The 26,469-nt window shown below is 59.5% G+C and carries 22 protein-coding genes; 12 read left to right on the top strand and 10 right to left on the bottom strand.

The annotated features are described in order from the left end of the window. Positions 1–12: 12 nt before the first annotated feature. The gene (locus GWQ29_RS08985; RefSeq protein ID WP_275919251.1) at positions 13–1,755 is read right to left on the bottom strand and encodes a formate--tetrahydrofolate ligase; all 1,743 of its coding nucleotides are present in this window, start codon (positions 1,753–1,755) and stop codon (positions 13–15) included. Between the two features lie 66 nt (positions 1,756–1,821). Between GWQ29_RS08985 and GWQ29_RS08990 the strand changes: the two genes are divergently transcribed. Next, entirely contained in the window at positions 1,822–2,259 is a 438-nt protein-coding gene (locus tag GWQ29_RS08990) for a hypothetical protein (protein WP_219598696.1), read from the top strand. Positions 2,260–2,273: 14 nt separating this feature from the next. Here GWQ29_RS08990 and GWQ29_RS08995 read toward each other — a convergent pair whose 3' ends face one another. Beyond that, the gene (locus GWQ29_RS08995; protein WP_275919252.1) at positions 2,274–3,176 is read right to left on the bottom strand and encodes a LysR family transcriptional regulator; all 903 of its coding nucleotides are present in this window, start codon (positions 3,174–3,176) and stop codon (positions 2,274–2,276) included. A gap of 110 nt (positions 3,177–3,286) precedes the next feature. On the opposite strand from GWQ29_RS08995, the gene GWQ29_RS09000 reads away from it, so the two are divergent. From GWQ29_RS09000 to GWQ29_RS09015, 4 genes are all read left to right on the top strand, one after another. Beyond that, positions 3,287–3,847, top strand: coding sequence for a YceI family protein (locus tag GWQ29_RS09000; RefSeq protein WP_058395707.1), 561 nt, complete (start codon positions 3,287–3,289; stop codon positions 3,845–3,847). Then, the gene (locus tag GWQ29_RS09005) at positions 3,847–4,584 is read left to right on the top strand and encodes a hypothetical protein (protein WP_275919253.1); all 738 of its coding nucleotides are present in this window, start codon (positions 3,847–3,849) and stop codon (positions 4,582–4,584) included. Before GWQ29_RS09000 ends, GWQ29_RS09005 begins: the two co-directional genes overlap by 1 nt. Positions 4,585–4,770: 186 nt before the next feature. Continuing rightward, positions 4,771–5,892, top strand: coding sequence for an adenosylhomocysteinase (locus GWQ29_RS09010; protein WP_275919254.1), 1,122 nt, complete (start codon positions 4,771–4,773; stop codon positions 5,890–5,892). A 91-nt stretch (positions 5,893–5,983) separates the two neighbouring features. Then, the gene (locus tag GWQ29_RS09015) at positions 5,984–6,295 is read left to right on the top strand and encodes a SelT/SelW/SelH family protein (RefSeq protein WP_275919255.1); all 312 of its coding nucleotides are present in this window, start codon (positions 5,984–5,986) and stop codon (positions 6,293–6,295) included. A 107-nt stretch (positions 6,296–6,402) separates the two neighbouring features. Here GWQ29_RS09015 and GWQ29_RS09020 read toward each other — a convergent pair whose 3' ends face one another. After that, complete coding sequence (locus GWQ29_RS09020) at positions 6,403–8,169, bottom strand: GNAT family N-acyltransferase (protein ID WP_275919256.1); 1,767 nt, start codon at positions 8,167–8,169, stop codon at positions 6,403–6,405. A gap of 259 nt (positions 8,170–8,428) precedes the next feature. Further along, complete coding sequence (gene pepT, locus GWQ29_RS09025; RefSeq protein ID WP_059113591.1) at positions 8,429–9,652, bottom strand: peptidase T; 1,224 nt, start codon at positions 9,650–9,652, stop codon at positions 8,429–8,431. 1,077 nt (positions 9,653–10,729) lie between these two features. On the opposite strand from pepT, the gene speA reads away from it, so the two are divergent. Together speA and GWQ29_RS09035 are read left to right on the top strand one after the other, a co-directional pair. After that, a complete protein-coding gene (gene speA, locus GWQ29_RS09030) occupies positions 10,730–12,631 on the top strand; it encodes a biosynthetic arginine decarboxylase (protein WP_017411628.1) in 1,902 nt (633 codons plus the stop codon). A gap of 288 nt (positions 12,632–12,919) precedes the next feature. Then, positions 12,920–13,108 (top strand): hypothetical protein, encoded by a 189-nt coding sequence (locus tag GWQ29_RS09035; protein WP_005309974.1) that lies wholly within the window; start codon positions 12,920–12,922, stop codon positions 13,106–13,108. A gap of 119 nt (positions 13,109–13,227) precedes the next feature. On the opposite strand, the gene GWQ29_RS09040 is transcribed toward GWQ29_RS09035, so the two are convergent. After that, positions 13,228–13,515, bottom strand: coding sequence for a hypothetical protein (locus GWQ29_RS09040; RefSeq protein ID WP_234575901.1), 288 nt, complete (start codon positions 13,513–13,515; stop codon positions 13,228–13,230). Between the two features lie 401 nt (positions 13,516–13,916). Here GWQ29_RS09040 and GWQ29_RS09045 point away from each other — a divergent pair, with 401 nt between their 5' ends. Next, on the top strand, positions 13,917–14,504 hold the full coding sequence (locus GWQ29_RS09045; RefSeq protein ID WP_275919257.1) for a histidine phosphatase family protein: 588 nt from the start codon (positions 13,917–13,919) through the stop codon (positions 14,502–14,504). A gap of 63 nt (positions 14,505–14,567) precedes the next feature. On the opposite strand, the gene GWQ29_RS09050 is transcribed toward GWQ29_RS09045, so the two are convergent. Next, positions 14,568–15,245, bottom strand: coding sequence for an HNH endonuclease (locus GWQ29_RS09050; RefSeq protein WP_275919258.1), 678 nt, complete (start codon positions 15,243–15,245; stop codon positions 14,568–14,570). A gap of 280 nt (positions 15,246–15,525) precedes the next feature. On the opposite strand from GWQ29_RS09050, the gene GWQ29_RS09055 reads away from it, so the two are divergent. Together GWQ29_RS09055 and GWQ29_RS09060 are read left to right on the top strand one after the other, a co-directional pair. Beyond that, on the top strand, positions 15,526–15,993 hold the full coding sequence (locus GWQ29_RS09055) for a hypothetical protein (protein ID WP_265431123.1): 468 nt from the start codon (positions 15,526–15,528) through the stop codon (positions 15,991–15,993). 165 nt (positions 15,994–16,158) lie between these two features. Beyond that, on the top strand, positions 16,159–16,527 hold the full coding sequence (locus GWQ29_RS09060; RefSeq protein WP_125607911.1) for a VOC family protein: 369 nt from the start codon (positions 16,159–16,161) through the stop codon (positions 16,525–16,527). A 117-nt stretch (positions 16,528–16,644) separates the two neighbouring features. Here the strand turns inward: GWQ29_RS09060 and GWQ29_RS09065 are convergent, their stop codons facing one another. The 3 genes from GWQ29_RS09065 to gdhA all read right to left on the bottom strand — a co-directional run bounded on the left by GWQ29_RS09065 (position 16,645) and on the right by gdhA (position 22,619). Continuing rightward, positions 16,645–19,047, bottom strand: a complete 2,403-nt coding sequence (locus GWQ29_RS09065; protein ID WP_275919259.1) for a family 20 glycosylhydrolase — start codon at positions 19,045–19,047, stop codon at positions 16,645–16,647. Positions 19,048–19,462: 415 nt separating this feature from the next. Next, entirely contained in the window at positions 19,463–21,043 is a 1,581-nt protein-coding gene (locus GWQ29_RS09070) for an alpha/beta hydrolase (protein WP_275919260.1), read from the bottom strand. Positions 21,044–21,272: 229 nt separating this feature from the next. Next, on the bottom strand, positions 21,273–22,619 hold the full coding sequence (gdhA, locus tag GWQ29_RS09075; RefSeq protein ID WP_212540547.1) for an NADP-specific glutamate dehydrogenase: 1,347 nt from the start codon (positions 22,617–22,619) through the stop codon (positions 21,273–21,275). Between the two features lie 557 nt (positions 22,620–23,176). Here gdhA and GWQ29_RS09080 point away from each other — a divergent pair. Together GWQ29_RS09080 and rluF are read left to right on the top strand one after the other, a co-directional pair. Then, on the top strand, positions 23,177–23,299 hold the full coding sequence (locus GWQ29_RS09080) for a hypothetical protein (RefSeq protein WP_256688087.1): 123 nt from the start codon (positions 23,177–23,179) through the stop codon (positions 23,297–23,299). Next, entirely contained in the window at positions 23,289–24,323 is a 1,035-nt protein-coding gene (rluF, locus tag GWQ29_RS09085; RefSeq protein WP_059168555.1) for a 23S rRNA pseudouridine(2604) synthase RluF, read from the top strand. Before GWQ29_RS09080 ends, rluF begins: the two co-directional genes overlap by 11 nt. Before the next feature lie 87 nt (positions 24,324–24,410). Here the strand turns inward: rluF and GWQ29_RS09090 are convergent, their stop codons facing one another. Next, on the bottom strand, positions 24,411–26,291 hold the full coding sequence (locus GWQ29_RS09090) for an exotoxin A binding domain-containing protein (protein WP_345893296.1): 1,881 nt from the start codon (positions 26,289–26,291) through the stop codon (positions 24,411–24,413). Positions 26,292–26,469 lie beyond the last annotated feature (178 nt).

The following is a 26,469-nucleotide window of genomic DNA, read 5'->3' on the forward strand; positions in this document are numbered from 1 at the left end:
GCATGGAGAACGTCAGCTCAGTCCGACTATCTCGCCGTCATCATCAATGTCGATATGGCGATAGGCCGGCAGGCTGCCGAGCCCCGGCATTGTCATGATGGGGCCCGCCAGCGCATAGACGAAGCCAGCACCGGCGCACAGCTTCACCTCGTCGATGGGCACCTCGAAATCGGTCGGCACTCCCTTCCTGGCGGGATCGTGGCTGATGGAGAGCGGCGTCTTGGCCACGCAGATGGGCAGGTGATCCCAGCCTGCGGCCGAGAGCGCGGCCAGCTGTCGGTGCGCCTTGTCAGAGAGGATGACACCACGGCCGCCATAGCCGCACTCCACCAGGGTGGCGAGCTTGGCACACAAGCTCATCTCATCGGGATAGAGCAGCTGGATCTGGCTTGGCATCTCGCAGGCGGCGACCACTGCCCTGGCCAGTTCACTGGCGCCCGCACCGCCCTCTACAAAGGCGGTAGATATGGCTGCACCACAGGCACCGGCTTGGCGCGCCTCGCGCATCAGCAGATCCAGCTCGGCCTTGCTGTCGGTGGGGAAGCGATTGACTGCTACCACAACGGGCAGTCCATAACGGCGGGCGTTGTGGATGTGCCAGGCGAGGTTGGCACACCCCTTTTCAAGGGTGGGCAAGTCTTCCCCCAGGAGGCTCGCAGGCAGCGGCTGGCCCGGGCGGATGTCGAGCAGGCCGCTGTTGGCCTTGAGGCCGCGCACCGTTGCCACCAGTACCACGCAGGCCGGCGTGATGCCGGACTGGCGGCTCTTGATGTTGAAGAACTTCTCCAGCCCCATGTCGGAGCCAAAGCCGGCCTCTGTCACTACATAGTCGGTCAGTTGCAGCGCCATGCGGTCGGCAATCACAGAAGAGTTGCCGTGGGCTATGTTGGCAAAGGGGCCGGAGTGCACCAGCACAGGGGTCTGCTCCGTGGTCTGCATCAGGGTCGGTTGCAGCGCCTCTTTGAGCAGCACCGTCATGGCGCCGGCGACTTCCAGTTGCTCGGCCGTGATGGGGTTGCCATGGCTGTCGAGGGCCAGCTGGATGCGGCCGATGCGCTCGCGCAAGTCTTTCAGATCGCTTGCCAGCGCCAGAATGGCCATCAGCTCGGAAGCCGCCGTGATGACGAAGCGATCCTGGCGTTCAACGCCATCGGCGGCGCACCCCTGCCCAATCGTGAGGTGGCGCAGGGCGCGGTCATTCATGTCGAGGGTGCGCGGCCAGAGGATGTTGGCCGGATCGATATCGAGCCTTGCCAGCCCCGTCCTGGCGGTGAACTGACTACCGAGTTTGGTCTCATGGAACAGGCGGGCATCCAGTGCGGCGGCAGCCAGGTTGTGGGCGGCGGTGAGGGCGTGGAAGTCACCGGTCAGGTGCAGGTTCATCTCCTCCATCGGCACCACCTGGGCATGGCCGCCACCGGCAGCGCCGCCCTTGACCCCGAATACGGGACCTAGGCTCGGCTGGCGTATGGTGGCGATGCTGGGCTGGCCAATATGGTTGAGCCCCATGGAGAGACCTAGGGTGGTGACCGTCTTGCCCTCGCCAAGGGGCGTCGGCGTGATGGCGCTCACCAGCACCAGCTTGCCCGCTTTTTTGCCGGGCTTGCTGGCGGCTTGCTTGAGCAGTTCGAGACTGAGCTTGCCCTTGTAGTGGCCGTGAGGGCTGAGCAGATGGGCCGGGATACCCAGGCGCGAAGCCAGGGCCTGGATGGAGAGACAGGGGGACTGGCGGGAGATCTCGATATCGCTTAGCATCAGCACCTCGTTGGCATGTCAGGTCAAATATGCGGCGCAGTCTAGTGGAATCAACAGGGTTATCCAATGAGTAATAACATTTTGTCCGGCAGTCGTGAGCTGCATCTAACACCCATACTGCTGGATCTCAATGCGCTCTACCATCCGCCCAAGCGGCCACTCACCGCCCTTGGCGTGATCAGCGCCTTCATGCCGCTGTTTGGCTATGGCTGGCAGGCGATGACCCAGGATCCCGAGACCCACTTTCGCCATGAGATTGGCAAGCGCATCAATAAGCACAAGACGGATGAGGCCAACCTCGTGCTCATACTCCAATTGGCGGCCATGCTTGACTGTTATTGCCTGCATATCACGCTGCCCTATACCCTCGGCGAGGAGCAGCTCGCCACCTTGCAGCGCCGTCTGCCGCGCTGGCAAATAGCGCAGACCGATCAACTGCTGGTGGCCGAGCTGCCGCTGCCCGCTGCACCTGCATCCCCACAGTCCGACACCTCTGCATCATAAATTCCGGCACTGGCTCACGCTTTGCGATCCCAGTAGTGAGGCGCCAGGTAGCGCTCCTGCACGAACTCGATAAAGCAGCGCACCTTGCCGGAGACGAATCGGCGATGAGGGTAGAGGGCATAGAGCCCCACCTGCCCCTTCTCCCACTCCGGCAGCAGTGATACCAGCTCCCCAGAGCGCAGCGCATCCCCGACGATGAAGGTGGGCTGCAAGATAATGCCCTGATGATCGCAGGCGGCCCGGGTCAGGGCCACGCCATTGTTGGCCCGAAGTGGTCCCTGCGGGCGCACGCTCAGCTGTTCTCCTCCCTGCTTGAACACCCAGTCAGGCTGGGTCAGGGTATAGATGAGGCAGTCGTGCTGCTTGAGATCCTCGGGGCTGTTCGGGGTGCCCCTGCGGGCCAGATAGGTAGGGCTGGCACACACCTCCAGTTTCATCATGGCCAGCGGCTTGGCGACCAGAGAGGAATCCGGCAGGTTGCCGATGCGCAGCGCCAGATCGAATCCCTCTTCCACCAGGGCCACCCGCCGGTCGCTGTACTCTATTTCCAGTTTCAGATCCGGGAAGCGTTCACGAAACAGCGGCAGGGCAGGGGAGAGATGCAGGTAGCCAAAGTCCATCGGCACGGACAGCTTGAGGGTGCCCTGGGGCTGCTGGTTGTTGCGGGTGAGCTGGCTGTGGGTCTCTTCCAGCTCTGCCAGCAGGGCCTGGGAGCGCTGGTAGTAGAACTGTCCCGCCTCAGTGGGGTTGACCTGACGGGTGGTGCGCGACAGCAAGCGGGTGGAGAGGGACTCCTCCAGTTGCTGCATCAGCTTGGAGGTCATGGCGACCGAGATGCCGAGCTGGTTGGCGGCCTTGGTAAAACTCTGACATTCCACCACCTTGATGAAGGTGCGCATGGCGGCTATCTGGTCCATCTTTCACTCTCAGTTGATAATTATTTTAATAAATCGCTGATTATCTATTCCGATATGGAGGTTAGCATCTTGGTTGTTGTTGTGAACCCCCAATATGAAGGAACGAACGGATGAAAATGACTCAGGCCCTGCTGGCCTCCTGCCTGTTTATGGCGGCTCCCCTGATGGCGGCCGATTACGACGTCGATGCGGCTCACACCACAGTCCAGTTCAAGGTGGGGCACCTCGGCTTCTCCGAGCTGGTAGGCCGTTTCAACACCTTCAGCGGCACCTTCAGCATGGATGATGCCAACCCGGCAGCGGCCAAGGCGAGCTTCGAGATCGACGCCGCCAGCGTGGACTCCAACCATGAAGCCCGCGACAAACACCTGCGCAGCCCCGATTTTCTGGACGTGAAGCAGTACCCCAAGATGACCTTCGTCAGCACAGCGTATGAAGGGACCAAGGAGAAGGGCGTATTGAAAGGTACCCTGACCCTGCACGGCGTTGCCAAGGAAGTGGCGTTTGACCTGGTCAAGATTGGTGAAGGCAAGGATCCCTGGGGCGGCTATCGCAGCGGCTTCAACGCCTCTACCACCATCAAGCGCAGCGACTTTGGCGTGAACTACATGTTGCCGGGTATCCCGGACGAGATGAGCATCAATCTGTTCGTCGAAGGTGTGCGCAAGTAATGGGCGCAGCACTCTTGTTACAAACCCTGGCGGCCCCTTTGGGGGCCGCTTTGCTGTCATGGCGCTGGCCACGACTCGGGTATCTGTGGGGCGCCCTGGCGCTCTGGCTGGTGGGCTGCCTGCTGGGTGGCGTCTATGGCGTGCCGGTCAAGGCGTGGCAGTGGCTGCCACTGGCCTTGCTGGTGCCTGCGATTGCTGCGCAACTGGCAGACAAGCGGGCCGCGCTGTTGCTGTTCGCGGGGCTCGGTGCCCTGGTGTGGTGGCAGGGGCTCGCCTCTGTGCTGACCAGTGAACCGCGGATCTGGCTGGCGTTGCTGCCTGCCATCGTCTGGGTTGGCTGGACTGATCTGCGTGGTGACAGCCGGGAAGGGCTGGGTTTTGCCCTTGGCTTTATCTGGTTGGCGCTGGTGATCGGTATCGATGGCAGCCTGCTGATTGCCCAGCTGGCCGGGGCGCTCGCTGCCTTTGCCGGTTTCCGTGCCTTGATCGCTGTGTTTGCGGGTGTGACCGCCACCCCTGCGGCCCTGGCCCTGGCGCTCGCTTTTATGCAGATGCTTGCCTGGCAGTATGTGGAAGTACCACTCATTGTCTTGCTGCCGGTCTGGCTGCTGCCCCTGCTGGAGTGGACCCTGCGCAACAAGCCTTGGCTACAGCGCTGGCTTGTGCTGATCCTGCTGGCGGGTACGGGCACGGGGTTGAGTCTGTGGAAGGTGTGGCCCGAGGCCTCTATTTACTGATTTTTAGCATAAAAAACAGGCTATTAACGCTAAAGTTGCCGACCTCGTCATAGTCTGTACAGATAAAGATTGAGCCACTTGGTGGTTTCAGATAAAAAGGATTTTCAATTATCTGGACACACACAGAACCCGGTCATGCCGGGTTTTGTTTGCCTGCATGTTTGCGGCGCGCTAAGGAGGCCACAGTTGCGCAGTCAAGGATCTGAGCATCTGTTTTTTCGCCATTTCACCGAGCAGGGACGTCTCGACGGTCTCTGCATCCTGCTGGTTACCCATCTGCTTCCCGATCGCCCCCAGTTTATCCAGGCCCTCGCGCAAATCGGGCGGATCGGCGCCATCTTGCCCAAACCCAAGTCAGTACACGGACCGACCCTGACCTGGGCCCAGCAGTACTATCCCGTGTTGCCACTGAACCGGCAGTGGACCAATGCGCCGCAGGGGGTGATCGATCATATCGCTCCCTTGGTCACCCCCCACGAGCGGCTCATCATACTGGATATAGGCGGCTACTTTGCCAAGACCCAGGCGACCCTGAGCGAGTATTTCGGTCCCCGCTTTCTCGGTGTGGTGGAGATGACCGAAAATGGTCATCAGCGCTACGAGCAGGAGGTGCTGGCCACCCCTGTCATTTCGGTGGCGCGCAGCCCCCTCAAGCAGGCCGAGGATATCCAGATTGGTCTGAGTGTTGTCTATTCCGCCGAGTCTCTGGTCCGTACCCTCAACCGTACCTTCAACGTCTGCCAGGCCGCCCTGTTTGGCTATGGCAAGGTGGGGCGCAGCATTGCCCGCGAGCTCAGGTGCCGCAATTTGCACCTGGAGCTGGTGGAGACAGATGTGCTGCGCCAGGTGGAGGCGCTCTCCCACGGCTTCAAGCTGGTGGGAAAAGAAGAGGCCCTCAGCCGGGCCGAGCTGGTGATCTGCTCCACCGGCAACGGCTCGCTGGACCTGGCCGATTTGCAGCGATTGCGCCCCGGCACCATGCTGGCGTCGGTCACCTCGGCGGATGACGAGTTTGCATTTTGTCTCTCCCAGTTGCCCTGGCCAAGCCAGGAGGTGTGCCCCCATGTGCTGGCGCTGACGCGCCCGGATGGCAGTCAGATTTTTTTGCTCAATCGGGGGGAGGCGGTCAACTTCGTCCATGGCGCCGTCATCGGCGAATATGTCTATCTGGTGCTGGCGGAGATCATCGAAGGTGTGCGTCAACTGGCGCAGCAATCCATGGCCCCCGGCTTGTTCGATCTGCCGCAATCGACCATGCGCACCATAGCCCGCCACTGGTTGGCCGATTTTCACGGGGTCAGCCAATAAGCGAGGCAGGTCGCGCATCTGCTTTTTGAGCAAGGCATGGCCGGCTGTTATTGGTTTATCATCCGCTGGCCGATTTTTATGGAGTGATTCAATGACCGACGTACAGAGCCCCATCAGCAAGCCCCGTATCGAAATTCGTTACTGCACCCTCTGTCGCTGGATGCTGCGCGCTGCCTGGCTGGCCCAGGAGCTGCTATCCACATTTGACAGCGATCTTGGCGAGGTGGCGCTGGTGCCTGCCAGCAAGGGGGAGTTTCGCATCCTGGTGAATGGTGTGCTGGTGTGGGACAGGGTGGCCGACGAGGGTTTTCCCGAGGCGAAAGAGATCAAGCAGCGGGTGCGCGACATTATCGCCCCACAGCGGGATCTGGGTCACTCGGATCGCCAACCTGCCGGTGAGTGATGGCCGGGGATAGAATATAAAAATGTGGATATGAGCGATTCGGATACCAACAGGGAGGCGGCGGCCTCCCTGTTTGCTGTCTGCCCGTCACTGTCTGTGGCGTATGCTCAGGCGCGCGCCGCTGTGGCAGCGGGTGTCCTGCCTTGTTCATCCATCTGGGGGCCGTCGGGCTGGTCGCCAATCTGCTGGCTGCCGATATAGCGGGCCCGCTTGTGGGGTTTGATGCGACTCACGTCCACCCACACCAGGCCATCGATGCAGTGGTTGAAATCGGGGTCGATGCCAAAGTCCATAAACTGCACCCCCCCCGGTTCGCACAGCTCGGAATACTGCTTGTAGAGGGTGGGGATGGCGCAACCCAGGTTGTCGAGCCGGGCCTTGAGCGCCTTGAGATCCGTCCCGTAATCCTGCCCCTCAAATAGCGGCAGCGTCTCGGGATAGGGGCGACGGGAGGGCGCCAGCGCCAGCTCGGGGGCAAAGTGCTGGCGATAGAAGCTCACCAGCAGATCCTTGGCCGCTGGCGGCAGGCTGCCGGAGAGTGAGACGGGTCCGAACAGGTAGCGGTAGCGGGGATAGCGGGCCAGGTAGGCGCCGATGCCGAACCAGAGGTAATCCAGTCCCCGTTTGCCCCAGTAGGCGGGCTGAATAAAGCTGCGGCCCAGCTCTATGGCCAGCTCAAGTCTTGGCAGCAGCCTGGCTTCAAAGCCGAACAGGGTGTGGCTGTAGAGGCCATCCAGCCCCTTGCTTGCCATCAGCTCGGCCACAGGGGCGAAGCGATAGGCGCCTATGATCTCGAGCCGGGCAGGATCCCACAGGATCAGGTGGTGATAGTCATCGTCGAAGCCATCGAGATCCCGCCGTTTGCCCGAGCCTTCCCCCACGGCGCGAAAGGCGATCTCCCGCAGACGGCCGAGCTCGCGCAGTATCACCGAATGGCTCAGTTCATGGCGCCGGTAGAGGTAGATCCCCTGACCATCGGGGGTATGGCCGAGAGCTTCACACGCCTCTATGGCCTGCTTGAGCTGACGGCGTTCCTCCGGCTGGGCAATGGGGGCCTCGGTCGCCAGCTTGCCCTTTTTACCTCTCCCGATGCGATAGAGGTGACTGCGGACCAGTTGCGCCGCCGTCTTGGCGGGCAGGTCGCGAAAGCTGTCGACGGGAATGCGCGCCCCTATGGTGACGGGGATACGCCCCCCTTGCTGGCGAAACAGTTGCTTGACCAGCAAGAGCCCCGCCCAGGCGTTGTTGAGCCAGGCGCCGAAATAAAACCCCAGGCCATTGCGCCCGCCGACGTGAATGGGCACCAGCGGGGTGCGTGTGCGTTGGGCCAGCTTGATAAAGCCCCCTTGCCAGGGGCCATCCTTCACTCCCTTGATGCCGAGTCGCGACACTTCACCGGCGGGGAAGATCACCAGGGCCCCCTCGCTGGCCAGATGCTCGCCCATGGCCAGAATGGCGCGCCTGTCCGTCTTGCCATGCATGTTGTCGACCGGCAGCAGCAGCGGGCGCAGCGCCGTGAGTTGTGCCAGCAGCTGGTTGGCGACTATCTTCACATCCGGCCGGATGCGGCCGAGCAGGCGAAGCAGTGCCAGCCCGTCCAGCGACCCTATGGGATGGTTGGCCACTATGATGACCCGGCCGCTGCTGGGTATGTGCTCCAGCTCCGCCTCGCTCACCTTGTAGTCAAAGTCGATCTGTTGCAGCGCCTGCTCGACAAAGTCGAGGCCGCGCAGATGGGGGTAGCTGCTGGCAAAGTGCTGGAATGCCTTCTCGTGCAGCAACCAGCGCAGGCCCTGGCCAAGCAGGGGGCGCAGCACTGGGTTGTTCGAGAGATGGGGGAGGTGCTGTCGTAGCAGGGTATCGACGCTGAACATGGGGCTGGGCTCCGGTGATCCTTTGCCCCAGCATGTGCCGCCTCTGTTCCCGCTGTGTGTCGGCGGTATGAAAATTTTGTGGCAGGGGCTGCATGTTACCCCAGTGCTCGCATTTCCTGTTCCCCCTTTTCTTGGTGTGGGCAGGATAATAATGTTGTGGCAGTGGCTGCTTGTTACCCTCGTTCCCTCTCTTTGCTGGCCGCGAAATGGCCGTGTGATGGCGGGGCGAGCCCATTGTCTCGCCCCGCACGAACCCGGGTTATCCCCGCCAGGCGGAGGTCAGCCGCACCAGCGCCACCAGGGTGGCGACCGCTTTTTCCATGGATTGCAGCGGGATGAACTCGTGCTTGCCGTGGAAGTTGTGACCGCCGGTAAAGAGGTTGGGGCAGGGCAGCCCCATGAAGGAGAGGCGGGCCCCATCCGTGCCGCCACGGATGGGTTTGATCTTGGGCACCACGTCGGCCGCCAGCATGGCGGCCCTGGCCAGCTCGACTATGTGCATGTGCGGCTCTATCTGGCTGCGCATGTTGCGATAGCTGTCGGTCAGGGTGAGCTCGATGCGGGCCTTGGGGGCATCCAGCTGCAGCGAGGCGACCCGCTCCTTGAGCTGGGCCTTGCGGGCGGCGAAGGCGTCATCATCAAAGTCGCGGATGATGTAGTGCAGTGTGCTCTCCTCCACAGTGCCGCTCATCTGGGCCAGGTGGAAGAAGCCCTCGTAACCGTCAGTACACTCCGGGGTCTGCTCGGGGGGCATGGCGGCATGAAAGCGGGCGGCCAGGGTCTGGCTGTTGATCATGCTGCCCTTGGCGGTGCCGGGGTGCACATTGTTGCCCGTGATGCGCACAGTGGCGCTGGCGGCGTTGAAGTTCTCGTATTCGAGCTCCCCCAGCTCGCCACCATCGACGGTATAAGCCCATTTGGCCGGGAATCTGTCCAGGGGGAACAGGTCGGCGCCACGGCCTATCTCTTCATCCGGGGTGAGACCGACCCAGAGATCGCCGCGGGGGATGTCGGGGTGTGCCAGCAGATAGTCGATGGCGGTGAGGATCTCGGCGATCCCGGCCTTGTCATCGGCCCCCAGCAGGGTAGAACCGTCGGTGGTGATGAGATCCTGCCCCAGGTAGTTTTTCAGGCAGCGGTATTGGCGAATGGCCAGTACCTCGTCCCCCTTGCCAAGGCAAATATCGCCTCCCTGATAGCTTTCGATGATCTGGGGCACCACCTGCTCGGCGGCGTAATCGGCTGTGTCCATATGGGCGATGAGGCCGATGGCAGGGGCATCCGGCTGGTTGCCAGGCAGGCAGGCAGTCAGGTAGCCGTGCTCATCCAGGGTGACCCGGGTCAGCCCCATCTGCTCCATTTCATCTCGCAGGGCCCGGGCAAAGATCAGCTGCCCCTCGCTGCTGGGACAGGCGGGATTGGTCGCATCGGAGCGGGTATGAAAAGTCACGTAACGCAGAAAACGCTCAAGCAGGGTATCCATTGGCAAGCCTCACACTTCAAACCGGTAATGAAGGGCCATTTTGGCCAATCAGGTTGAGAGTCTTATTGCGTCAGCGCAGGTTTTCCCCATTTTCTGACGCAGCGGCCAGGGAGGTATTGAGTCGGAGGGGGCAGTTTGTTGCCATTTTTCATGCATAAAAATAGCGTTTTTATTGATACGCAAGCATCGCCATAACGACAGGAAATCCCCTGAACTGCCCCCTGACAAGGCATGCAGCCTGCCATGCCCCGAGAGCAGGCTTTTCATGGGGAGCAACTGCAGGGGAATAATCTGCGCCATCCCAGAGCCAGCCTGCCTGGCAGCAAGATTTGCTCACCTTATTAAAAGCAGTTTTTGAACACTATTTTTTATTGTCACCGCTGGCGGTAAGTGTGTACACTCCGCGCCGATCCAAGGGTAACTCTGAAGCAGGCAGACGCCACCAGAAACCTGAAAGATCATACGCCTATAGGGCGAGGCACGCAGAAACGACAGACACTGCTGGGGTATGGTTTCTTTAATACCGGTTAGGCTCCGGTATCAGGGAGAACAACGGACACTCATTAACCATCTGACCGAGTGAGCCAGCGGCTCATCATCTTCCCTTGTCATGGGCGGTCACTGGTGTTGGGTAGGCTGTGGTTGTTGTCGTCTATCAACACGCTTGCGTGCTGACGCCTTCGCTTCTCTTCCTTGAAACCTCCCTTGTCGTTGTGATGGTGCCGAATGATGAACTGACGGCGTGGCTGATGCTGTCTGTCATCAAAGTACCGCGGCGCCCCTAAGGCGGCACCGCATACCGTTGAGCTTGATGTAAAGCCACCAGCCCCACATCAAGACTCGTTACTTCCCAAGATCCACCAGGCAGCCTTTGGCTTGCCGCGATGTGCAATAGCTGGATGTGATGGAAGGTAACAAGTGGTGAAACGAAGGCGGTCATCCGTCGCACTTTCATGACTCGTTGCTGTTCAGATCCCACCAGGCAGCCTTGGCTTGCCGCAACTTGCAATCGATGGTCTGGATGTGATTGAGGGTAACGAAGGCGGCCACTGGTCGCTCATTTGCGAGGCATAGCCCATGACTAACTGGTCCAGCAAGGACTCCTTGAAGGTCTACAACGTTCCCTACTGGGGTGCGGGTTTTTTCAACATCAATGACGCCGGTCATGTGACCGTCGCTCCCGACAAATCGCGCCCTGATGCACACATTGTCATCTCTGATGCCATCGAACAGTTGCGCCAGTCCGGTTTGACCACTCCCGTGTTGCTGCGTTTCCCCGACATCCTCAAGAGTCGGGTCGATGCACTGTTCAACGCTTTTGGTCAGGCCATCGAGAAGTCAGGCTATGAAGGGGATTACCTCTGTGTTTACCCGATCAAGGTAAACCAGCAGAGTCGAGTCATCGAGACCATCAGCCAGTCTTACAGCGACAAGCCACGGCTTGGCCTGGAAGCGGGTTCCAAACCGGAGCTGCTGGCCGTGCTCTCCCATCACCATGAGCAAGGCTCGGTGATCGTCTGCAACGGTTACAAAGACCGCGAATATATCCGCCACGCCCTGCTCGGCAACCTGATGGGCCACAAGGTCTACATAGTGGTGGAAAAACCCTCCGAACTGGAAATGGTGCTGGACGAGTCAGCTCGCCTCAACATCAAGCCCAATATCGGGGTGCGTGCCAAGCTCGCGTCCACCGGCTCCGGCATGTGGGAATCGAGCGGCGGCTCCATGTCCAAATTTGGTCTCTCCGCCTCCCAGATCCTGGCGCTGGTCGAGCGTCTGCGCAGCCTGGACAAGCTGGATTGCCTGCAACTGCTGCACTTCCATCTGGGCTCCCAGATCGCCAACATCCGTGACATTCAGGGCGGTATCCGCGAGTGCGGTCGCTTCTATTCCGAGTTGCGTCGTCTGGGTGTGCCCATCGACGTGGTCGACGTCGGCGGTGGCCTGGGTGTGGACTATGAGGGCACTCGCTCCCAGAGCCACTGCTCCGCCAACTACAGCCTGTCCGAGTACGCCAACAACGTGGTGTGGGGCATCGGCGATGTGTGCCGCGAGTTTGATCTGCCGCACCCGACCATCATCAGCGAGTCCGGCCGTGCCCTGACCGCTCACCACGCCGTGCTGGTCACCAATCTGATTGGTGCCGAAGGGGTGGAGATGAGCGACATCAGCGCGCCGGATGAGGATGCGCCGACCCTCCTGCAGAACATGTGGCAAGGGTGGCTGGATCTGCGCGGTGAAGATCCCTCTTTGCTGGAGATCTTCCACGACTCTGTGGCGGATCTGGGTGATGTAAACACCCAGTACACCATGGGCTTGCTCAATCTGGAGCAACGCGCCTGGGCCGAGATGCTGCACCAGAACACCTGTCTGGCACTGAAAGAGATGCTCAACCCGGTCAACCGCAACCACCGCGCCCTGGCCGACGAGCTCTCCGAGAAACTGGCCGACAAGTGCTTTGCCAACTTCTCCCTGTTCCAGTCCCTGCCGGATGCCTGGGGTATCGGTCAGGTGTTCCCCGTGATGCCGCTGACCGGGCTCGATCGTCCGCTCAGTCGTCGTGGCATCCTGATGGATATCACCTGTGACTCCGATGGTCAGGTTGAACACTACGTTGACGGTCTGGGGGTCGAGAGCACGCTGCCGATGCCGCAGTATGAAGAGAACGAAGTGTGCTACGTCGGTTTCTTCCTGGTCGGTGCCTATCAGGAGATCCTGGGGGATCTGCACAACCTGTTCGGTGACACCCACTGCGCGGAAGTGTGTCTCGATGAAGAGGGCAAGATGGACATTCGCAATGTGGTGCGCGGCGATACCGTCGACCAGCTGCTGCGTTACGTCAACATCGACCCCTCCGTCATTCGCGAGAACTACCAGCGTATTGTCTCCCACCCGGCGCTTGACGACGCGACCCGCAAAGCCCTGCTCGACGAGCTGGAGCTGGGCCTGCAAGGCTATGCCTATCTGGAAGACGAATAAGCCTCTGGCTTGTTCGCCCCGTCGGTGGAAACAAAAAGACGGGAATGAAAAAACGGCGCCTTCGGGCGCCGTTTTTGTCGATGGCATCTCATCCCCTTCACAAGAGCAGGAAGGCGGACAGCCATCTTCATATGAGTGGTGGATGGCGGTAGTGCGCGGCTCAGGGCCCGGATCCGGCAGATATCCGCCTCAGCCAGCCTTTTCCCTTGATCTGCATCAAACCTGTCGCGGGCGGGTTATTTTACGGTCAGGAGTGATGTGGGTGGTATGTAACAAAAGGAGGTGACTATGGAACTGGAAAGGGACCCGAGATGCTATACCGACCTCTGTATCGACGGTAAGTGGTATCACTATGACCACTGCAGCACGCATGTCTACATGCTGATGGGGGGCGCGGCCCCGAGTCTGGAGCTGACCCATGAGCCCCGCAGCGAAGAGGAGCTGATCGAGATGCTCCAGCAACTGGCCCGCTTCTGACGCAGGTTGTCTGCTGCTCGTCACATGGCCATCGGGCACCTTGCCGCGATGGCCACTTATCGTCTCTTGTTGGTTTTCTGCTAACGATGCCTGCTGGCGACTTCGGTTAACGAGTCTTGTCAGCGCGTTTTGCCGCCCAACAACCCCTTGCCGACGTCCATCAGGGCGATCGCCGCAGCGTAGCTACTGTCTGATTTGCCCATCTCGTCCGCCACGTAGAGGAAGTTGGATTTGTATTTCTCGACGGCCTCACTGCGACTCGCGGCATCGATAAAGTCTTCTTGTACCTCGAATCCCTGCGCCAGCAGCGCCTCTTTCTCGGTCAGAAAGGTGGGGGAGGCCATGTCGATAAAGGTGTACTGCTGCCGGTTGGATGCCGGAATGGAGAAAAACTGGTATCTAGCCATGTGCGATTCCTCGCCTGAACGGGTGATAAATGATGTGACCTTCTTCTCGTCGAACTGTCCCCTTGGGCGCCATGATAAAGCGGCCATAAAAAGTAACGTTCGAGTCTTGTATTTTGCTCGAGATTACCCTGACTCAAAGCACGGCACAACGAAAATATGCGACTTTTTTCGCCAAGAAAAAAATGAAGTGATCTCATCCTTCTGACAGTGAAAATCAGGCCCACTCTGGTCAGGTTTTCATGGCTGCCCTGTTTCAGCGCGCATAGCGTGGGGGATTGCCCCGGCCGATTGAAGCCTGGGTCCTGCTCGTATTGTCCCGTTTGTATCTGTGTCCGTACGGCACATCTGTTATCATCATGGCCTTTCATGCCACTTATCTAATTGAACTTGCTGGAGAAACCATGTCTCGAACCCTCTATCTGCTTCGTCACGGCCAGACCCGCTATAACGCCGAGCAGCGGTTACAGGGGCGCTGCAACTCCGACCTGACTGACAAGGGGGAGGCGCAGGCCACCGCCATGGGGGCTCGTCTGCGCGATGTGCTGGACGAACCCGCACGCTGGACTCTCTACGCCAGCCCCCTTGGCCGAGCTCGGGAGACGGCGCTGTTGGTGTGCCAGCAGCTGGGGCTCGATAGTGAGCGCATCGTCTGGGATGAGCGACTGGTGGAGTTGAACATGGGGGAGTGGGAGGGCTGCCGGGTATCGGATCTGGTGGCAGCTCACCCCGAGCTTGATATCAGCCAGCCGGACTGGTATCTGCAGGCGCCTGGTGGTGAAGATTTTCAATGCATACAGCGCCGGGCCCAACAGTGGCTGCAGGATGAGGGCATTGCCGATCGTGCTATCTTGGTTTCCCACGGGTTGTTTGGCGCCATGCTGCGCGGTGCCTATGCCGACATCGACTACACCACCACCTGGTCACAAGACCTGCCGCAGGATGCTTTCTTCAAGCTAAATGATGGCCAGATCGAGCGGATTGAGTGCTAACCCCGACGAAAACGGCTCGCCATTAGCGAGCCGTTTGTTTGTGAGTGTTGTATAGAAATGGTTTTATTCTCGCACCAGCCGGGGGAGTTTTTGGTAAAGGGCCTCGCGTTTCTGCGCCTTATTGGCGCCATAGTGCAGCTCGCGGTGGCAATTGGGGCAGAGCGCTACCGTGTTGCTGACCTTATCCGAGCCCCCTTCCGCCAAGGTTCGCAGATGATGCACCTCCAGAAAGGGCTCCCCGGTAGCCGTAGTAAAGGGAGCCAGGTTACCGCAGCCTTCGCACTTCTGTGCCGCCATCATGAGTACCCAGGCTTTTACCTGAGGATCCCTCACATAGCTGGTTGTGGCGTTGTAACTCTGGGTCGGCTCCTGGATCCCCTCAGGCATTGGCAGCGCTGGTTTCGCCTTGTAACGGATGACCTGGTGTTCAAACTCTGCCAGCCCTGTATAAGGCTGGCCGTCGAGCTCACAGATTAAGCGCTCGATAATAGGCGCATTATGCGGCCCTATGTTTTTAGCGGGCTTTAAGCCGGAGATCCATGCTAGGCCCATCAAGGAGCAGATATAGGAGATATTCTGCATCCGATATTCAAACGACTTCTCTGTACGTCCAAATCGGCCAGCGAGTTCGGCGTAATGATGCTTTTTAACGAAGGGGATACCGTTTAACTCTTTCGATCGCATCTCCATGTAAGCCGCTACCGTTGCTCTTAACTCTTCTTCCGTCCAATTGCCGCTCAAGACCGACTCCTATCATTTAGGACGCAATGCCGATGGTGCCACCCTTAACCGTTTTTCACGATAGGGTTGGCTTCATATGGATTGCATCATATCGGTCTGCATATTAATCCAAACGACACCATTATTCAGTCGGCATCTCACTATAATGTGCGCACAGTCATTGGATTTTTTAAATAAATCAGTAGGCTAGTTTTTTTCTTTCGTCTTAGATGGTGAATAGATGTGATGAAGGGGGTCGCCATATAGTGGAGCACGCCATAGCAACCACAGGGAGGTGGTGATGGATCCGGTTTCTTATCTTTTTTCGGCTTATCTCAATCTGGTACAGCAGCAAGTGTCGGATCACTACGGCACAGAGCCCAAGACGTTGGTGGTGGAATATGAGGGGGAGCAGGTGCCCTTTGCTTTCCAGTTTTGGCAGATCCAACCCAAAAGCGTCTGTCGCTCTTATGAACAGGATGTGCGGCGCTTTAGCCAGTGTACGGTCAAGGCGGCTGCTCTGTTTCAGACGCTCTGCGATGATCTGACTCGACAGGATGATAGCAGCTGGCAACTGCCCAAATTTCGCACCATGTACTGCTCGGCGGCTATCAGCTATCGGCCAATGATTGCGGAGATTGGGGATGCCCAGCAGAGTCCGGCCAAGCTGGCGGAGCGCGCCTGCAATCAGGCGATTCTGGCTGCGATGGACAGTGACGATGAGACCTTACTGGCCCAGCGCGACAAAGCGTGCGCCGCGGTGCAGTGAGGCGGATTTATTTGACAACATACTCACTTGGCTTGTCTGTGCGCGCCACGACACACATCCGCTTCTCCTTGCCGGGTATGATGGGGTTGCTCACGGTTGTGGAAAGCGTCGGGCATTCATGGGCATATGCAGGTCACATCAGCCAGATCACCACCAGGAGTAGCAATGATCAGCCACATCGACCATCTGGTATTGACGGTCAGTGATATTGAACGTGCAGTGACGTTTTACAGCTCTGTGCTCAAGATGGAGGCCATCACCTTTGGTGCAGGGCGCCGGGCGCTGCGTTTTGGCAACCAGAAGATCAATCTGCAACTGCTTGGGCAGGAGCCTCGCAACCGGGCTCAGGTGGGGGCGGGGGATCTTTGCCTCATCACCCGTTGGCCGCTGGCACAGGTCATCGCCCAGCTTGCCAGCCACGGGGTGGCGATAGTCGAAGGGCCCGTCACCAAAAGCGGCGCCTGCGGGCCGATAGAGTCAGTCTATTTCCTCGACCCGGATCAGAACCTGATTGAAGTCAGCATCTATCCCTGAGCCATCACCCACGTCGGCATCATCAACAAAAGGGGCCGTCAATTGACGGCCCCTTTTGGTTGCGGCTCCCTATTTTTCTGTACTACGTGGTGAGGCGGGATGGCCTTCTTTGGCTCGCTAACTGGCCTCCAGCAGCTTTTCGATGGGATAGGCGCTGGAGACGACCAGCTCATCCCGGATTTGTTTGGCCTCCCGGATCAATGTGCGGGCGGCGTTCTGTTCGGCGGCAGAGAGCGGCTGTTGCTCTTGCCTGGCGTCAAGCAATCGCACCCCGAGCCGGGAGAGGGCATCCACTTGTTCCACCATGGGGGCGAGCGCGGCAAGATCCCGGTTGTTGGCGCTGAGCTGACGCATCGCGGGGGTATTGGCCTGCCAGCCGAGCAGCAGGGTGCGGATCTCCAACTGGCGCGCCTGGTGCACCGGATCGGCGAGTAGTTCATCAACCCAGCCGTCGAGTTGGCGAATGGTCGCGCTTTCGGGGGGAAGTGCATCGGCCAGCCGGTTTAGGGGATCGTAGCGGTCATAATTTTCATTGGCCGACTTTTCGTGGTGGCGATGATAGTACTGGGCCTGTTCGACTGCCTCGGCAAAGCGTTGTAGGGGGGAGATATCTGACTGATTGGCCAGCCGCATCATGTTCCGGATGCCGTCCCACTGGTGCTGCAGTCCGACGGAGAGGGTGCCCCAGCGGTCCATGTAGGCCAGTCGCTGATACATGCTCTTTTCATCGTTAATATCCTGCGCCGACCAGAGGCGCTCGGCGATGGCATAGGTGCGCGGCCAGAGCCGCAGATCCAGCGTTTGCTCATTGACCAGCTCGCTCCAGAGGGTGACCTCGCCGCCGAGCACACGGCGGGTCTCATCCCCTTGCAGAAATACCGAGTAGCTGTTTTCAGGCAGTTTGGTCCCTGCCATCTGGCTGCCACCTATCTGTTTGCCCGTGATGGGGTAGGTGGCGTTGGCCACCTGCAGCACCCCGGAGAGGGTACCAGAGGCGAGGGTTACGCGCGGCTGGGTCTTGCCCATCCAGCTGTCCATCCAGAAGGTGGTGATGCCGTTGTGCTCGCGTACATCCTGTACCGGACGTCGGGATTTTCCCTTGAAGTCGATGAAGCCGCGCAGCTTGCCTTGCTGATCCCTTATCAGGGTGAAACTGCCGCTGACCGGGCTGCCCCGCTTGCGAGGCGCTTCAAAGGCCCAGCTTTGCCACTGCTCGCCAGGCTGCGGGGTATCGGCAAGAGGTTGTGGGACGGGCAGGGGATCATTGCGGTAGTGATAGGCGGTTGGCTGGGGTTGATCGATGTAGTAGCCAGTGGAGAGCAGCGCTTGATGGCCCTGTCTGGCCGCTTCTCCCAGCGCATCTTGCCCCTGCCAGGACTGGATGACGACGCTTTTGGGCAGATCCGCGTGCAGTGTCTCATCCCAGCCGATCATCTTGCGGCCATGGCGGGCCAGGATCTGCTCCAGCTTACTGTTGAAGTGGGCATGCAGTTCTTGGGTTGTGGTCAGCTTGTTGGTCTGCATATAGGTCTGTACGGACTTACTTTGCTGCCACTGTTCGGGGTCTACTTCGTCCCCACCAATGTGCAGGTAGAGATCGGGGAAGAGGGTGACCACTTCGGTGACCAGCTGGTCGATAAAGTCGTAGACTGCCGGTTTGCTAGGATCGAGCAGCGGCTTGTGGACGCCCCAACGGCGCTCGGGGGCGTAGTCGGTGACCTCCGTCATTAGCTCGGGATAGGCCGCCGCAATGGCTGACGCGTGGCCGGGGAAGTCGAGCTCAGGCACGACTCGAATGCCGAGCTGGGCGGCATAGTCAACCAGCTCGCGGATTTGGGTCTGGGTGTAGAACTGGCCGTCTGATCCTGCCTCCTGAAGGCGCGGGAAGCGTTTGGATTCAAAACGCCACCCCTGATCATCGGTCAGGTGCCAGTGAAAGACGTTGAGTTTGGCTGACGCCATGCCGTCGAGTTGACGCTTGAGATCCTCGAGGGGCAGGAAGTGGCGAGCCGAATCAAGCAGCAGGCCACGCCAGGGAAAGCGCGGTTGATCCGCGATGGTGACAGCAGGGATTGAGTAGCCGCCTGGTCCGCTTTGCAGCAGCTGCAGGAAGGTCTCCATGCCGCGCAGGGCGCCATAGAAGGTGTTGGCTTCAAGGCGGGCACCCTGCTTGGTGATCTGCAGCTGATAACTCTCATCTTCACTCTCCTGCTGCGGGAAAGAGGGGATCCCCTGCTTGACCGCTATCTCTAGACCTGGGCCATCGGTGCCCGGTACCAGAAACAGGCCTGTCTGGCGTTCGATGCGTTGTTGCAGCCGACGTTGTGCCTGCAGCAAGGAGGGGGAGCGGGCCTCGCTCAGGGTGATGGTGAAGTGGCGATCGACGGGCAGCACCCCCTTGCCCAGCATCACCTCCTGGGGATAGGGCATCAGGGGAAGATCCGTATTGGGCGCAGCCGCCCAGGCGAGGGAGGAGCAGGCCAGGGCGCTTATCGCCAGCGCCAACATCGTTTTTTTCATCGAAGACCTCGAGTACAGAGTGGAAACTGGCCTGCCAGTATGGGGGGCCACAGTGTGTTGAAGGGGGGGCGTTTTTTCCGGCTGAAAATGGAAAAAAGGCGGCTGCACAGGGAAAGTTGTGAAGGAGCTAACAGTTCAGGGGGGGGACAGAAGCAAAGCTGTGATTCTGCAGGTGTTTTTCGACACCATCGCTTTGATAGAAGTTGCGTGCCCAATCACATTTCACAACATCTTGAGGACACCATAGCGACGTTTGGACAAGGAAAAGAAAAAAGAAAGAGAGACGCCACCTGTTGCGCTGCTTGATGTTGAAGAGCGCAGTCAGACCACTCATGTGCAAAGGGGCCGTCAATTGACTGCCCCTTGTGTTATCGCTATCGCGCCAGCGTTGCTGCGCCGATTTGCCAGCGATCCGCTAGAAAGGCGATCCGCTATCTTCTGCATCCTGTAAAAATTGCTCGACCTCGGCCTGATAGGCCTCGTCATTGTGACTGCTGCTGGCGGGTTTTACGGCTGCAGGCTGGGTGACTGGGGTTGCAGTGAGTGTCTCCATGACCCTCTCTTGCAGATAGGGATAGAAGGGGTTGGAGGAGGTGCGGGTGAGGGCGCCTGGATTGACGATCAACATGCCGCGCTCCCCGCGCAGGGCCAGCCCCCCCAGGTTGATACCGTACTGGTTCATCTGCTCCGGGCGCGGCGCCATGCCGTAGAGGGGATCGTCCATGGGGAAGGGCAGCGCCACGTGGGAGAGGGAGTAGATCTCCTTGGGGTAGTCGATGCCAAGGGGGCGAACTTGCTCGAGCGTGCTGCCTGCGACCATCGTTTTTGCCTGGGTCTGGGGGCTGGACGCCGCCTCGTTGCCTACCACCGTCAGAGCATAGGGCTGGGGCTGGCTCGGCAGCAGATGGCTCAGGGCTAGCTCGGAGGCTGTGTTGAGCAAGGGGCCGAAAACAGAGCCGCGATTGATGTCAAACAGCACCAGCTCGCTGCCGTTGTTCGGCAGGAAGTGGTAGAGATCGGCGATGATGGAGCGGGTGCTGACTGTGTAATCCATCACAGACTGGAAGGTGAGTGCCGGCGGGAAGGCCGCCAGTTCACCGCTGGTCGCCAGTTGGCGCACCTGCTGCTGAATGGCGTGGGTCAGCCGGTAGGATTGACGTGCCCCGTTGACTGGGAAGGAGTTGTATTTGAACGGGTTGAATTCGGGCATGATGCCAAGCCAGGCCGCGTTGGCAAAGGCGGGCAGCAGGGCGGGCACTGCCTTCAATCCGGCGAAACGGGCAAAGCGGGTCACCCCTATCATGGGGGAGATGAGCACCAGCCGATCCGGCCTTGCCAATGTCCCCGTTTTGTCTTCCAGCGCATCCAGCGCGTATTTCACCGCCAGCGCGCCGCCGTTGGAAAACCCCACCAGATGCAGTGGCAGCGGGCCCGGGACTTGTGCTCTGGCCTCGCGCACCGCCAGTCGTGTGGCCGCCAGCCAGGTCTCCCACTCCATATTGACCAGCCCGGCCGGCACTGTGCCGTGGCCGGGTATGCGCAAACCAAGGGCGATAAAGCCCCGCTCGCGATAGCGCTGGGCCAGGTGGCGCAGGCTGTAAGGAGAATCGGTCAGGCCGTGCAGGAACACGGCTACTCCCTTCACCTCGCCCTCGGGGCGCAGCAGGTAGGAGCGATTCCAGTCGTCTTGAAAGTGGGCTGGATTGATGGGCGAGCCCTGATAGTAGCGATTGCCCGCCAGCTGTTGCTCTGGCGGCGTCTTGGCGACCACCTCCTGCTCCACCAGATCGAACAACTGTTGCTCGCGGGCCTGATAGGCTGGCCAGTCGCTGCTATCCAGTTCGTCGGCGCTGAGCTCGGGGGGAATAAAGGTATGCCACAGCTGCAGCGGCGCAGCCTGCCAGGCGAAGTAGGCGATCACCCCCCAAGCGACCAGCAGCGCAAGCAAGAGGGTCAGAAGAGAGCGGCGAAGGAGGCGACGGGTACGAGCCAGCATGGTGTGATCCCTGGGCGATGGCGGTCGGGGCGAACCGCAGTCAAGCTGGCTCGCCGTGTCTGTCTGAACAGTTCAAACCTTGAAGCAAGGCTTAAAGCCTAATGTAAACAAGGTGATAAGTACAGGTGGCGGGCGATCGTCAAGACCATGAAAAGACGGCAGCCCATGGGCTGCCGTCTGGTGTTGCACGTCGTGCTCAATGCTTGCTGATGGCTCATCCTTGCCGGGACTAGCAGACTCCCTGCGCCAGCATGGCATCGGCCACCTTGACGAAACCGGCGATATTGGCGCCGCTCTCATAGTTCACGTGGCCCTGCTCCTCTTCACCGTAACGCACACAGGTGGCGTGTATGCTGGTCATGATCCCCTTGAGGCGGGCATCCACCTCCTCCCGTGTCCAGGAGAGGCGCTGGGCATTCTGGCTCATCTCAAGCCCGGAGGTGGCGACGCCCCCTGCATTGGCCGCCTTGCCCGGGGCAAACAGCACCTTTGCCTCATGAAAGACTTTGATGGCGGCGGCGCAGCTCGGCATGTTGGCGCCCTCGGCCACCAGCTGTACGCCATTGGCGACAAGTGCGGTGGCATCTTCTTCCCCCAGCTCGTTCTGGGTGGCGCAGGGCAGGGCTATCTGGGTCGGCAGGTGCCAGGGTGTGCGGCCACTGAAATACTCCAGCCCCTGATCATGGGCATAATCGGCGATACGCTGGCGTTGCTCGTTCTTGAGCTCCATCAATCTGGCGAGTTTGTCGGGGGTGAAACCGTCAGGATCATAGACTGTGCCACCCGAGTCGGAGGCGGTGATCACCTTGGCACCCAGCGCCATCGCCTTCTCGATGGCATATTGCGCCACGTTGCCGGAGCCCGACACAGAGACAGTCATGCCCGCCAGCGACTGGTCACGGTTGGCCAGCATGGCCTCGACAAAATAGAGCAGGCCGTAGCCGGTGGCCTCGGGGCGAATGAGGCTGCCCCCAAACGAGAGCCCCTTGCCGGTGAAGATACATTCGGCGCTGTTGGTGAGCTTCTTCATCATGCCTGCCATGTAGCTCACCTCGCGCCCGCCTACCCCGATATCGCCGGCAGGCACATCTGTATTGGCCCCCAGATGACGGTAGAGCTCCAGCATCAGCGCCTGACAGAAGCGCATCACTTCCCCCTCGCTCTTGCCCTTGGGGTCAAAATCGCTGCCGCCCTTGCCGCCACCCATGGGCAGGGTAGTGAGGGCGTTCTTGAAGGTCTGCTCGAAGGCGAGGAACTTGAGCACAGAGAGATCCACAGAGGGATGAAAACGCATGCCCCCCTTGAAGGGGCCGATAGCCGAGCTGTGCTGGATGCGATAGCCGCGATTGACTTGCACCTTACCCTTGTCATCGACCCAGCTTATTCGAAACTGGATAAGTCGCTCCGGCTCCACCAGCCGCTCCAGCAGGCCCTGTTGCAGGTAGCGGGGGTGACGTTCCACGTAAGGCCAGATGGAGGCGATCACCTCGCTCACTGCCTGAATAAATTCCGGTTGATGGGGATTGCGGCTGGCCACCTGGGCCAGAAAATCCGCCTGAGATAGGGAATGACTCATCTGTAACTCCTGTAGTGAATGATGAAATTGGCCTCTTGCCAGAGAAAAGCGCATGCCGTGCATCCAAATTTATGATTTGTGTTGGGGATGAATGCGGACAAAAATTCTATCTTGTACCGAGTTTGCCAACGATTGTTGGATTAGCCGCCGAAAACGACAGAATGCAGACAGGGTCATGGCAAGATAATTCGCGCAGATTTTAATCTTTTTATGCGTTTTTATTTAATAAATAGCAAGGTGCTTCTTTATAGGATGTGGCGTGATGGCAAGCGGGCTGCATATTGTGTGAATGTTACATGCCCGCGCCGAGCGCCGTTTTTCTGTCCGGCCTGCGACCGTATTTTGTGTTTTTTTCTCAGCCCTCTGGATCCTGACCCCGTCGTCTGGTCCGCGTTATCAGGAAATAGGCTTGCGGTATGCGGTGATGAGAGTGGGATCCAGGCACACAGGACCGGAGTGGGTGACAAGTATCCGGCGTGCTGGACGGGGCAATATGCTACTGTATCGGCGTTTTTTGATGGTTAAGCTGGCCTTGGCCTTTTTGAAGATGGAATGGTATGCAGAACTTTGACGAAGTGAACCGGCTGATGCAGCAAACAGCCTCCCTGGCGATGCCGGCACCGGCAACCGTGCAACTGGATGGGGCTATCAGCCTGTGGCAGGTGACCCATGCTGGCTAATGAATCCATGCGCCTGAACAAGTACATCAGCGAGAGCGGCATCTGCTCGCGCCGCGAGGCCGACCGCTTTATCGAGCAGGGCCAGGTCTTTATCAACGGCAAGCGGGCCGGGATCGGCGATCAGGTGTTTGCCGGGGATCTGGTCAAGGTCAATGGTCAGGTGATTGAGGCGCGGGAAGCCGACAGTCTGGTCTTCATCGTGCTTAACAAGCCGGTGGGCATAGTCTCCACCACTGAGGCGGGCGAGAAGGACAACATAGTCGACTTCGTCAACCACAGCACCCGTGTCTTCCCCATAGGGCGGCTCGACAAGGACTCCCAGGGGCTCATCTTTCTGACCAACCACGGCGATCTGGTCAACAAGATACTGAGGGCGGGCAACGATCACGAGAAAGAGTACCTGGTGACCGTCGACAAGCCGGTGACCGATGACTTTATCAAAGGGATGGGGGCCGGTGTGCCTATCCTCGGCGCCGTCACCAAGAAGTGCAAGGTGAAGAAAGAGGCGCCCTTCGTGTTTCGCATCACGCTAGTGCAGGGGCTGAATCGCCAGATCCGCCGCATGTGCGAGCACTTCGGTTTTGAAGTGACCAAGCTGGAACGCATTCGCATCATGAACGTCAGCCTCAAGGGGTTGCCGGTGGGCGAGTGGCGCGATCTGACCGACGATGAGCTGATCGAGCTGTTCAAGCTGATTGAGGACTCCTCCTCCGAAGTGAAACCGGCCAAAGGCGACAAGCCCAAGGTGGCCAAAGCCGCTGTTGCTCAAACCGGCAAAGCGGCGCAAGGCAAAAAGCCGCGCCGGGATGATGACCACGAGATTGGCGGCCGCCCCAATGTGCCGGGCCCTGAGGCCTTCGAGAAGAAGATCCCCGTGGGCAAGGGGGCTGTTGGCAAAGGCGGCGCCGGTAAAGCCGCCGCGGGCAAAGGCAGTGCAGGTAAAGGGGCGCCCAACAAGGGCAGCAAACCGGCCGCAGCCAAACCGCGTGCCGGGCAGTCCGGCCGCCAGAAGAAGGGGCGCTGAGGCGCAACCCTGAGCTGCGTCAGCCTCCCCTTGTTATCCCCCAAAACACCGGCCTCAGGCCGGTGTTTTGGTATCTGCATACAGGGATTACAGCTCGTCGCGGGGTGTGGTGACGTAGTCAGGCAGTGTGCTGATAGCGCGCTCTTCCTGTAACACAGTGGCAGGATCAAGGTTTCCACCCACGTTGCGCGGATCCGTCGGTATGGTGGAGGGGATCACCACCGCCTGCTCCGCCAGGCGCCATCCCAATATGGTTTCGAGGCGTCCACCTTCTTCTTCCGGCCCTGTGATGGCGTCCAGTTGCAGCGGCAAGGGGTGCCCAATCAGGCGACTGACCTCATCAACGGCATCAGGGGACGCCAGTGTCAACGAAGTGGCATAGAGACGGGGCAGGGCGGTACGGGGAACATAGACCCGTAACAGGACGCCATTGCGGATCCGTCCCCGCTCATCTGCGTCCTGATCCTGAGCGTAGCCATAGGCGAGGGCAGGATCCCCTGCGACATAGAAGCCTTGCCAGGGGGCTATCGAGGATTGATCGCGCTCGTGAACACCTTCAAACACTATGCTGTGGGCCGCTTCGATAAAGGTGCCGTGATAGCCGACAAAGGCATAGCCACTGTCAATCAACTGTTGATGGGCCTGGCTTAGACGGGCCATCGACCAATTCTGGGTGCCAGCCGTTGTAAAACGGACGCTCTCCCCCTCACCCAGGAAGCTGGCACCATTCGGATAATCTCGCTCTTGCAGGGCATTGGCACTGTCGGCCGGAGAAAGGCAATTGAGATCTGCCGCCGGACAGGTGAGATTGACCACATCGGCGCTGGCGGCTTGCTCTTGAGTATTGTCTGCACTCTGTCGGGTAAAGGCGTCACTCTGGGCGGCTGCCATGGTCAGGGCCAGTCGCGCCTGGGCCGGGTTTTCCCGGATGGCTTGTGCCAGCTGCCCTCGGGGTGTTGAACCATCCTCGGGAGTGGTGTGGCTCAGCGCCTGGGCAATCACGGAATCAAGCTGGGACCATGGCAAGTGTGTCAGGACATAAAGGGTGATCAGATTGTGGACCGGGTAGCCGCATTGGCTCAGTTCTTCCCAGCCTCTGGGTTGACGACTGCGCGCCAACGCTTCGAGCGGAATGGCACACACCTGATGGGTGGTCAGGGCTGCCAGGCTGTCGGCCTTGGCAAAATGAAGGCGATGGCTGATGGCGGTAGGGACAATATGGGTGTCGTGAGAAGCCGGAGCCCCAGCCAGTATCCGATAAACCTTGCCTTCCCAGGTATCGCCCAGATTACAGCTGCGCTGAGATAGATAGTTGTAAACCGCATCCAGCGGGTCCAACAGGCAAAGCACCTTGCCGGTATGCCACTCGCTCCAGCGCTTTTGGCGACTGTGATGGGTCGGCGCGGCCACGAAGCCGACTCCCGCAGCGCTGAGGGTGAGCGTGCGGTTGACCTCGTTGTTTTCAACATGTCTGACATAGAGTGTCGCGTTTTTTGCCATGTTGCGCAGCAGAGCGTCACTGACTTCGATGCTGTAAATGGGGGATATATGGCTGATGTCGGAGCCTGCATCCAGTTCATGGAAGAAGACCTTGATGCTGGCGGGCGCTTCATCCCCGACGGGCACCAGCCAGTGCAGGGACCAACTGCCCTTCCCCTGTCTGTGGTAGCTGTAACTGCGAGGCTCCTTGCCTGCGGTGGCGCTGGTTAGCGTGATGCTTGAGCCATCGCTGCGCAGGGTCAGGGCATTGTCGATGGCGAGTTTGAGGCTGTTGCTTCCTTCACCCAGCACCATGGAGTAGTGCAATACGCCTTGTTCTGCTTGTTCATCAAGCAAAGTGGAGAGATCGAGTTGGCTGGATCTGACACCTTGGCCAAGGTCCAGGTTGCAGCGGGTTGCGCACTCCTGCCAAAGATTGAATGACTCTTCCGCCATGGCCGGTGAGATGACACCGCCTAACATGGCCAAGCCACTGAGTAGAGAAGCCCATTTTGCATTTTTCCGCATGTTTTTACCTTCTGGTGATATCAGGGCCACTGGTGTGTGGCGTTGTCTTCCTTGGTGATTACGACATCATCCCTGCCAGACGAAATGAGAATTATGCTCGTCTGAGCTCCTCACCATAACGGCCCATAATGCTGGGGCA

Source organism: Aeromonas sp. 2HA2 (assembly GCF_029237345.1).
Taxonomy (GTDB): domain Bacteria; phylum Pseudomonadota; class Gammaproteobacteria; order Enterobacterales; family Aeromonadaceae; genus Aeromonas; species Aeromonas salmonicida.

Bases quoted from the DNA above. Each gene is read 5' to 3' on its own strand.
- GWQ29_RS08985 (WP_275919251.1), bottom strand. From the start codon at position 1,755: ATGCTAAGCGATATCGAGATCTCCCGCCAGTCCCCCTGTCTCTCCATC.
- GWQ29_RS08990 (WP_219598696.1), top strand. From the start codon at position 1,822: ATGAGTAATAACATTTTGTCCGGCAGTCGTGAGCTGCATCTAACACCC.
- GWQ29_RS08995 (WP_275919252.1), bottom strand. From the start codon at position 3,176: ATGGACCAGATAGCCGCCATGCGCACCTTCATCAAGGTGGTGGAATGT.
- GWQ29_RS09000 (WP_058395707.1), top strand. From the start codon at position 3,287: ATGAAAATGACTCAGGCCCTGCTGGCCTCCTGCCTGTTTATGGCGGCT.
- GWQ29_RS09005 (WP_275919253.1), top strand. From the start codon at position 3,847: ATGGGCGCAGCACTCTTGTTACAAACCCTGGCGGCCCCTTTGGGGGCC.
- GWQ29_RS09015 (WP_275919255.1), top strand. From the start codon at position 5,984: ATGACCGACGTACAGAGCCCCATCAGCAAGCCCCGTATCGAAATTCGT.
- GWQ29_RS09020 (WP_275919256.1), bottom strand. From the start codon at position 8,169: ATGTTCAGCGTCGATACCCTGCTACGACAGCACCTCCCCCATCTCTCG.
- pepT (WP_059113591.1), bottom strand. From the start codon at position 9,652: ATGGATACCCTGCTTGAGCGTTTTCTGCGTTACGTGACTTTTCATACC.
- speA (WP_017411628.1), top strand. From the start codon at position 10,730: ATGACTAACTGGTCCAGCAAGGACTCCTTGAAGGTCTACAACGTTCCC.
- GWQ29_RS09035 (WP_005309974.1), top strand. From the start codon at position 12,920: ATGGAACTGGAAAGGGACCCGAGATGCTATACCGACCTCTGTATCGAC.
- GWQ29_RS09040 (WP_234575901.1), bottom strand. From the start codon at position 13,515: ATGGCTAGATACCAGTTTTTCTCCATTCCGGCATCCAACCGGCAGCAG.
- GWQ29_RS09045 (WP_275919257.1), top strand. From the start codon at position 13,917: ATGTCTCGAACCCTCTATCTGCTTCGTCACGGCCAGACCCGCTATAAC.
- GWQ29_RS09055 (WP_265431123.1), top strand. From the start codon at position 15,526: ATGGATCCGGTTTCTTATCTTTTTTCGGCTTATCTCAATCTGGTACAG.
- GWQ29_RS09060 (WP_125607911.1), top strand. From the start codon at position 16,159: ATGATCAGCCACATCGACCATCTGGTATTGACGGTCAGTGATATTGAA.
- GWQ29_RS09065 (WP_275919259.1), bottom strand. From the start codon at position 19,047: ATGAAAAAAACGATGTTGGCGCTGGCGATAAGCGCCCTGGCCTGCTCC.
- GWQ29_RS09070 (WP_275919260.1), bottom strand. From the start codon at position 21,043: ATGCTGGCTCGTACCCGTCGCCTCCTTCGCCGCTCTCTTCTGACCCTC.
- gdhA (WP_212540547.1), bottom strand. From the start codon at position 22,619: ATGAGTCATTCCCTATCTCAGGCGGATTTTCTGGCCCAGGTGGCCAGC.
- GWQ29_RS09080 (WP_256688087.1), top strand. From the start codon at position 23,177: ATGCAGAACTTTGACGAAGTGAACCGGCTGATGCAGCAAACAGCCTCC.
- rluF (WP_059168555.1), top strand. From the start codon at position 23,289: ATGCTGGCTAATGAATCCATGCGCCTGAACAAGTACATCAGCGAGAGC.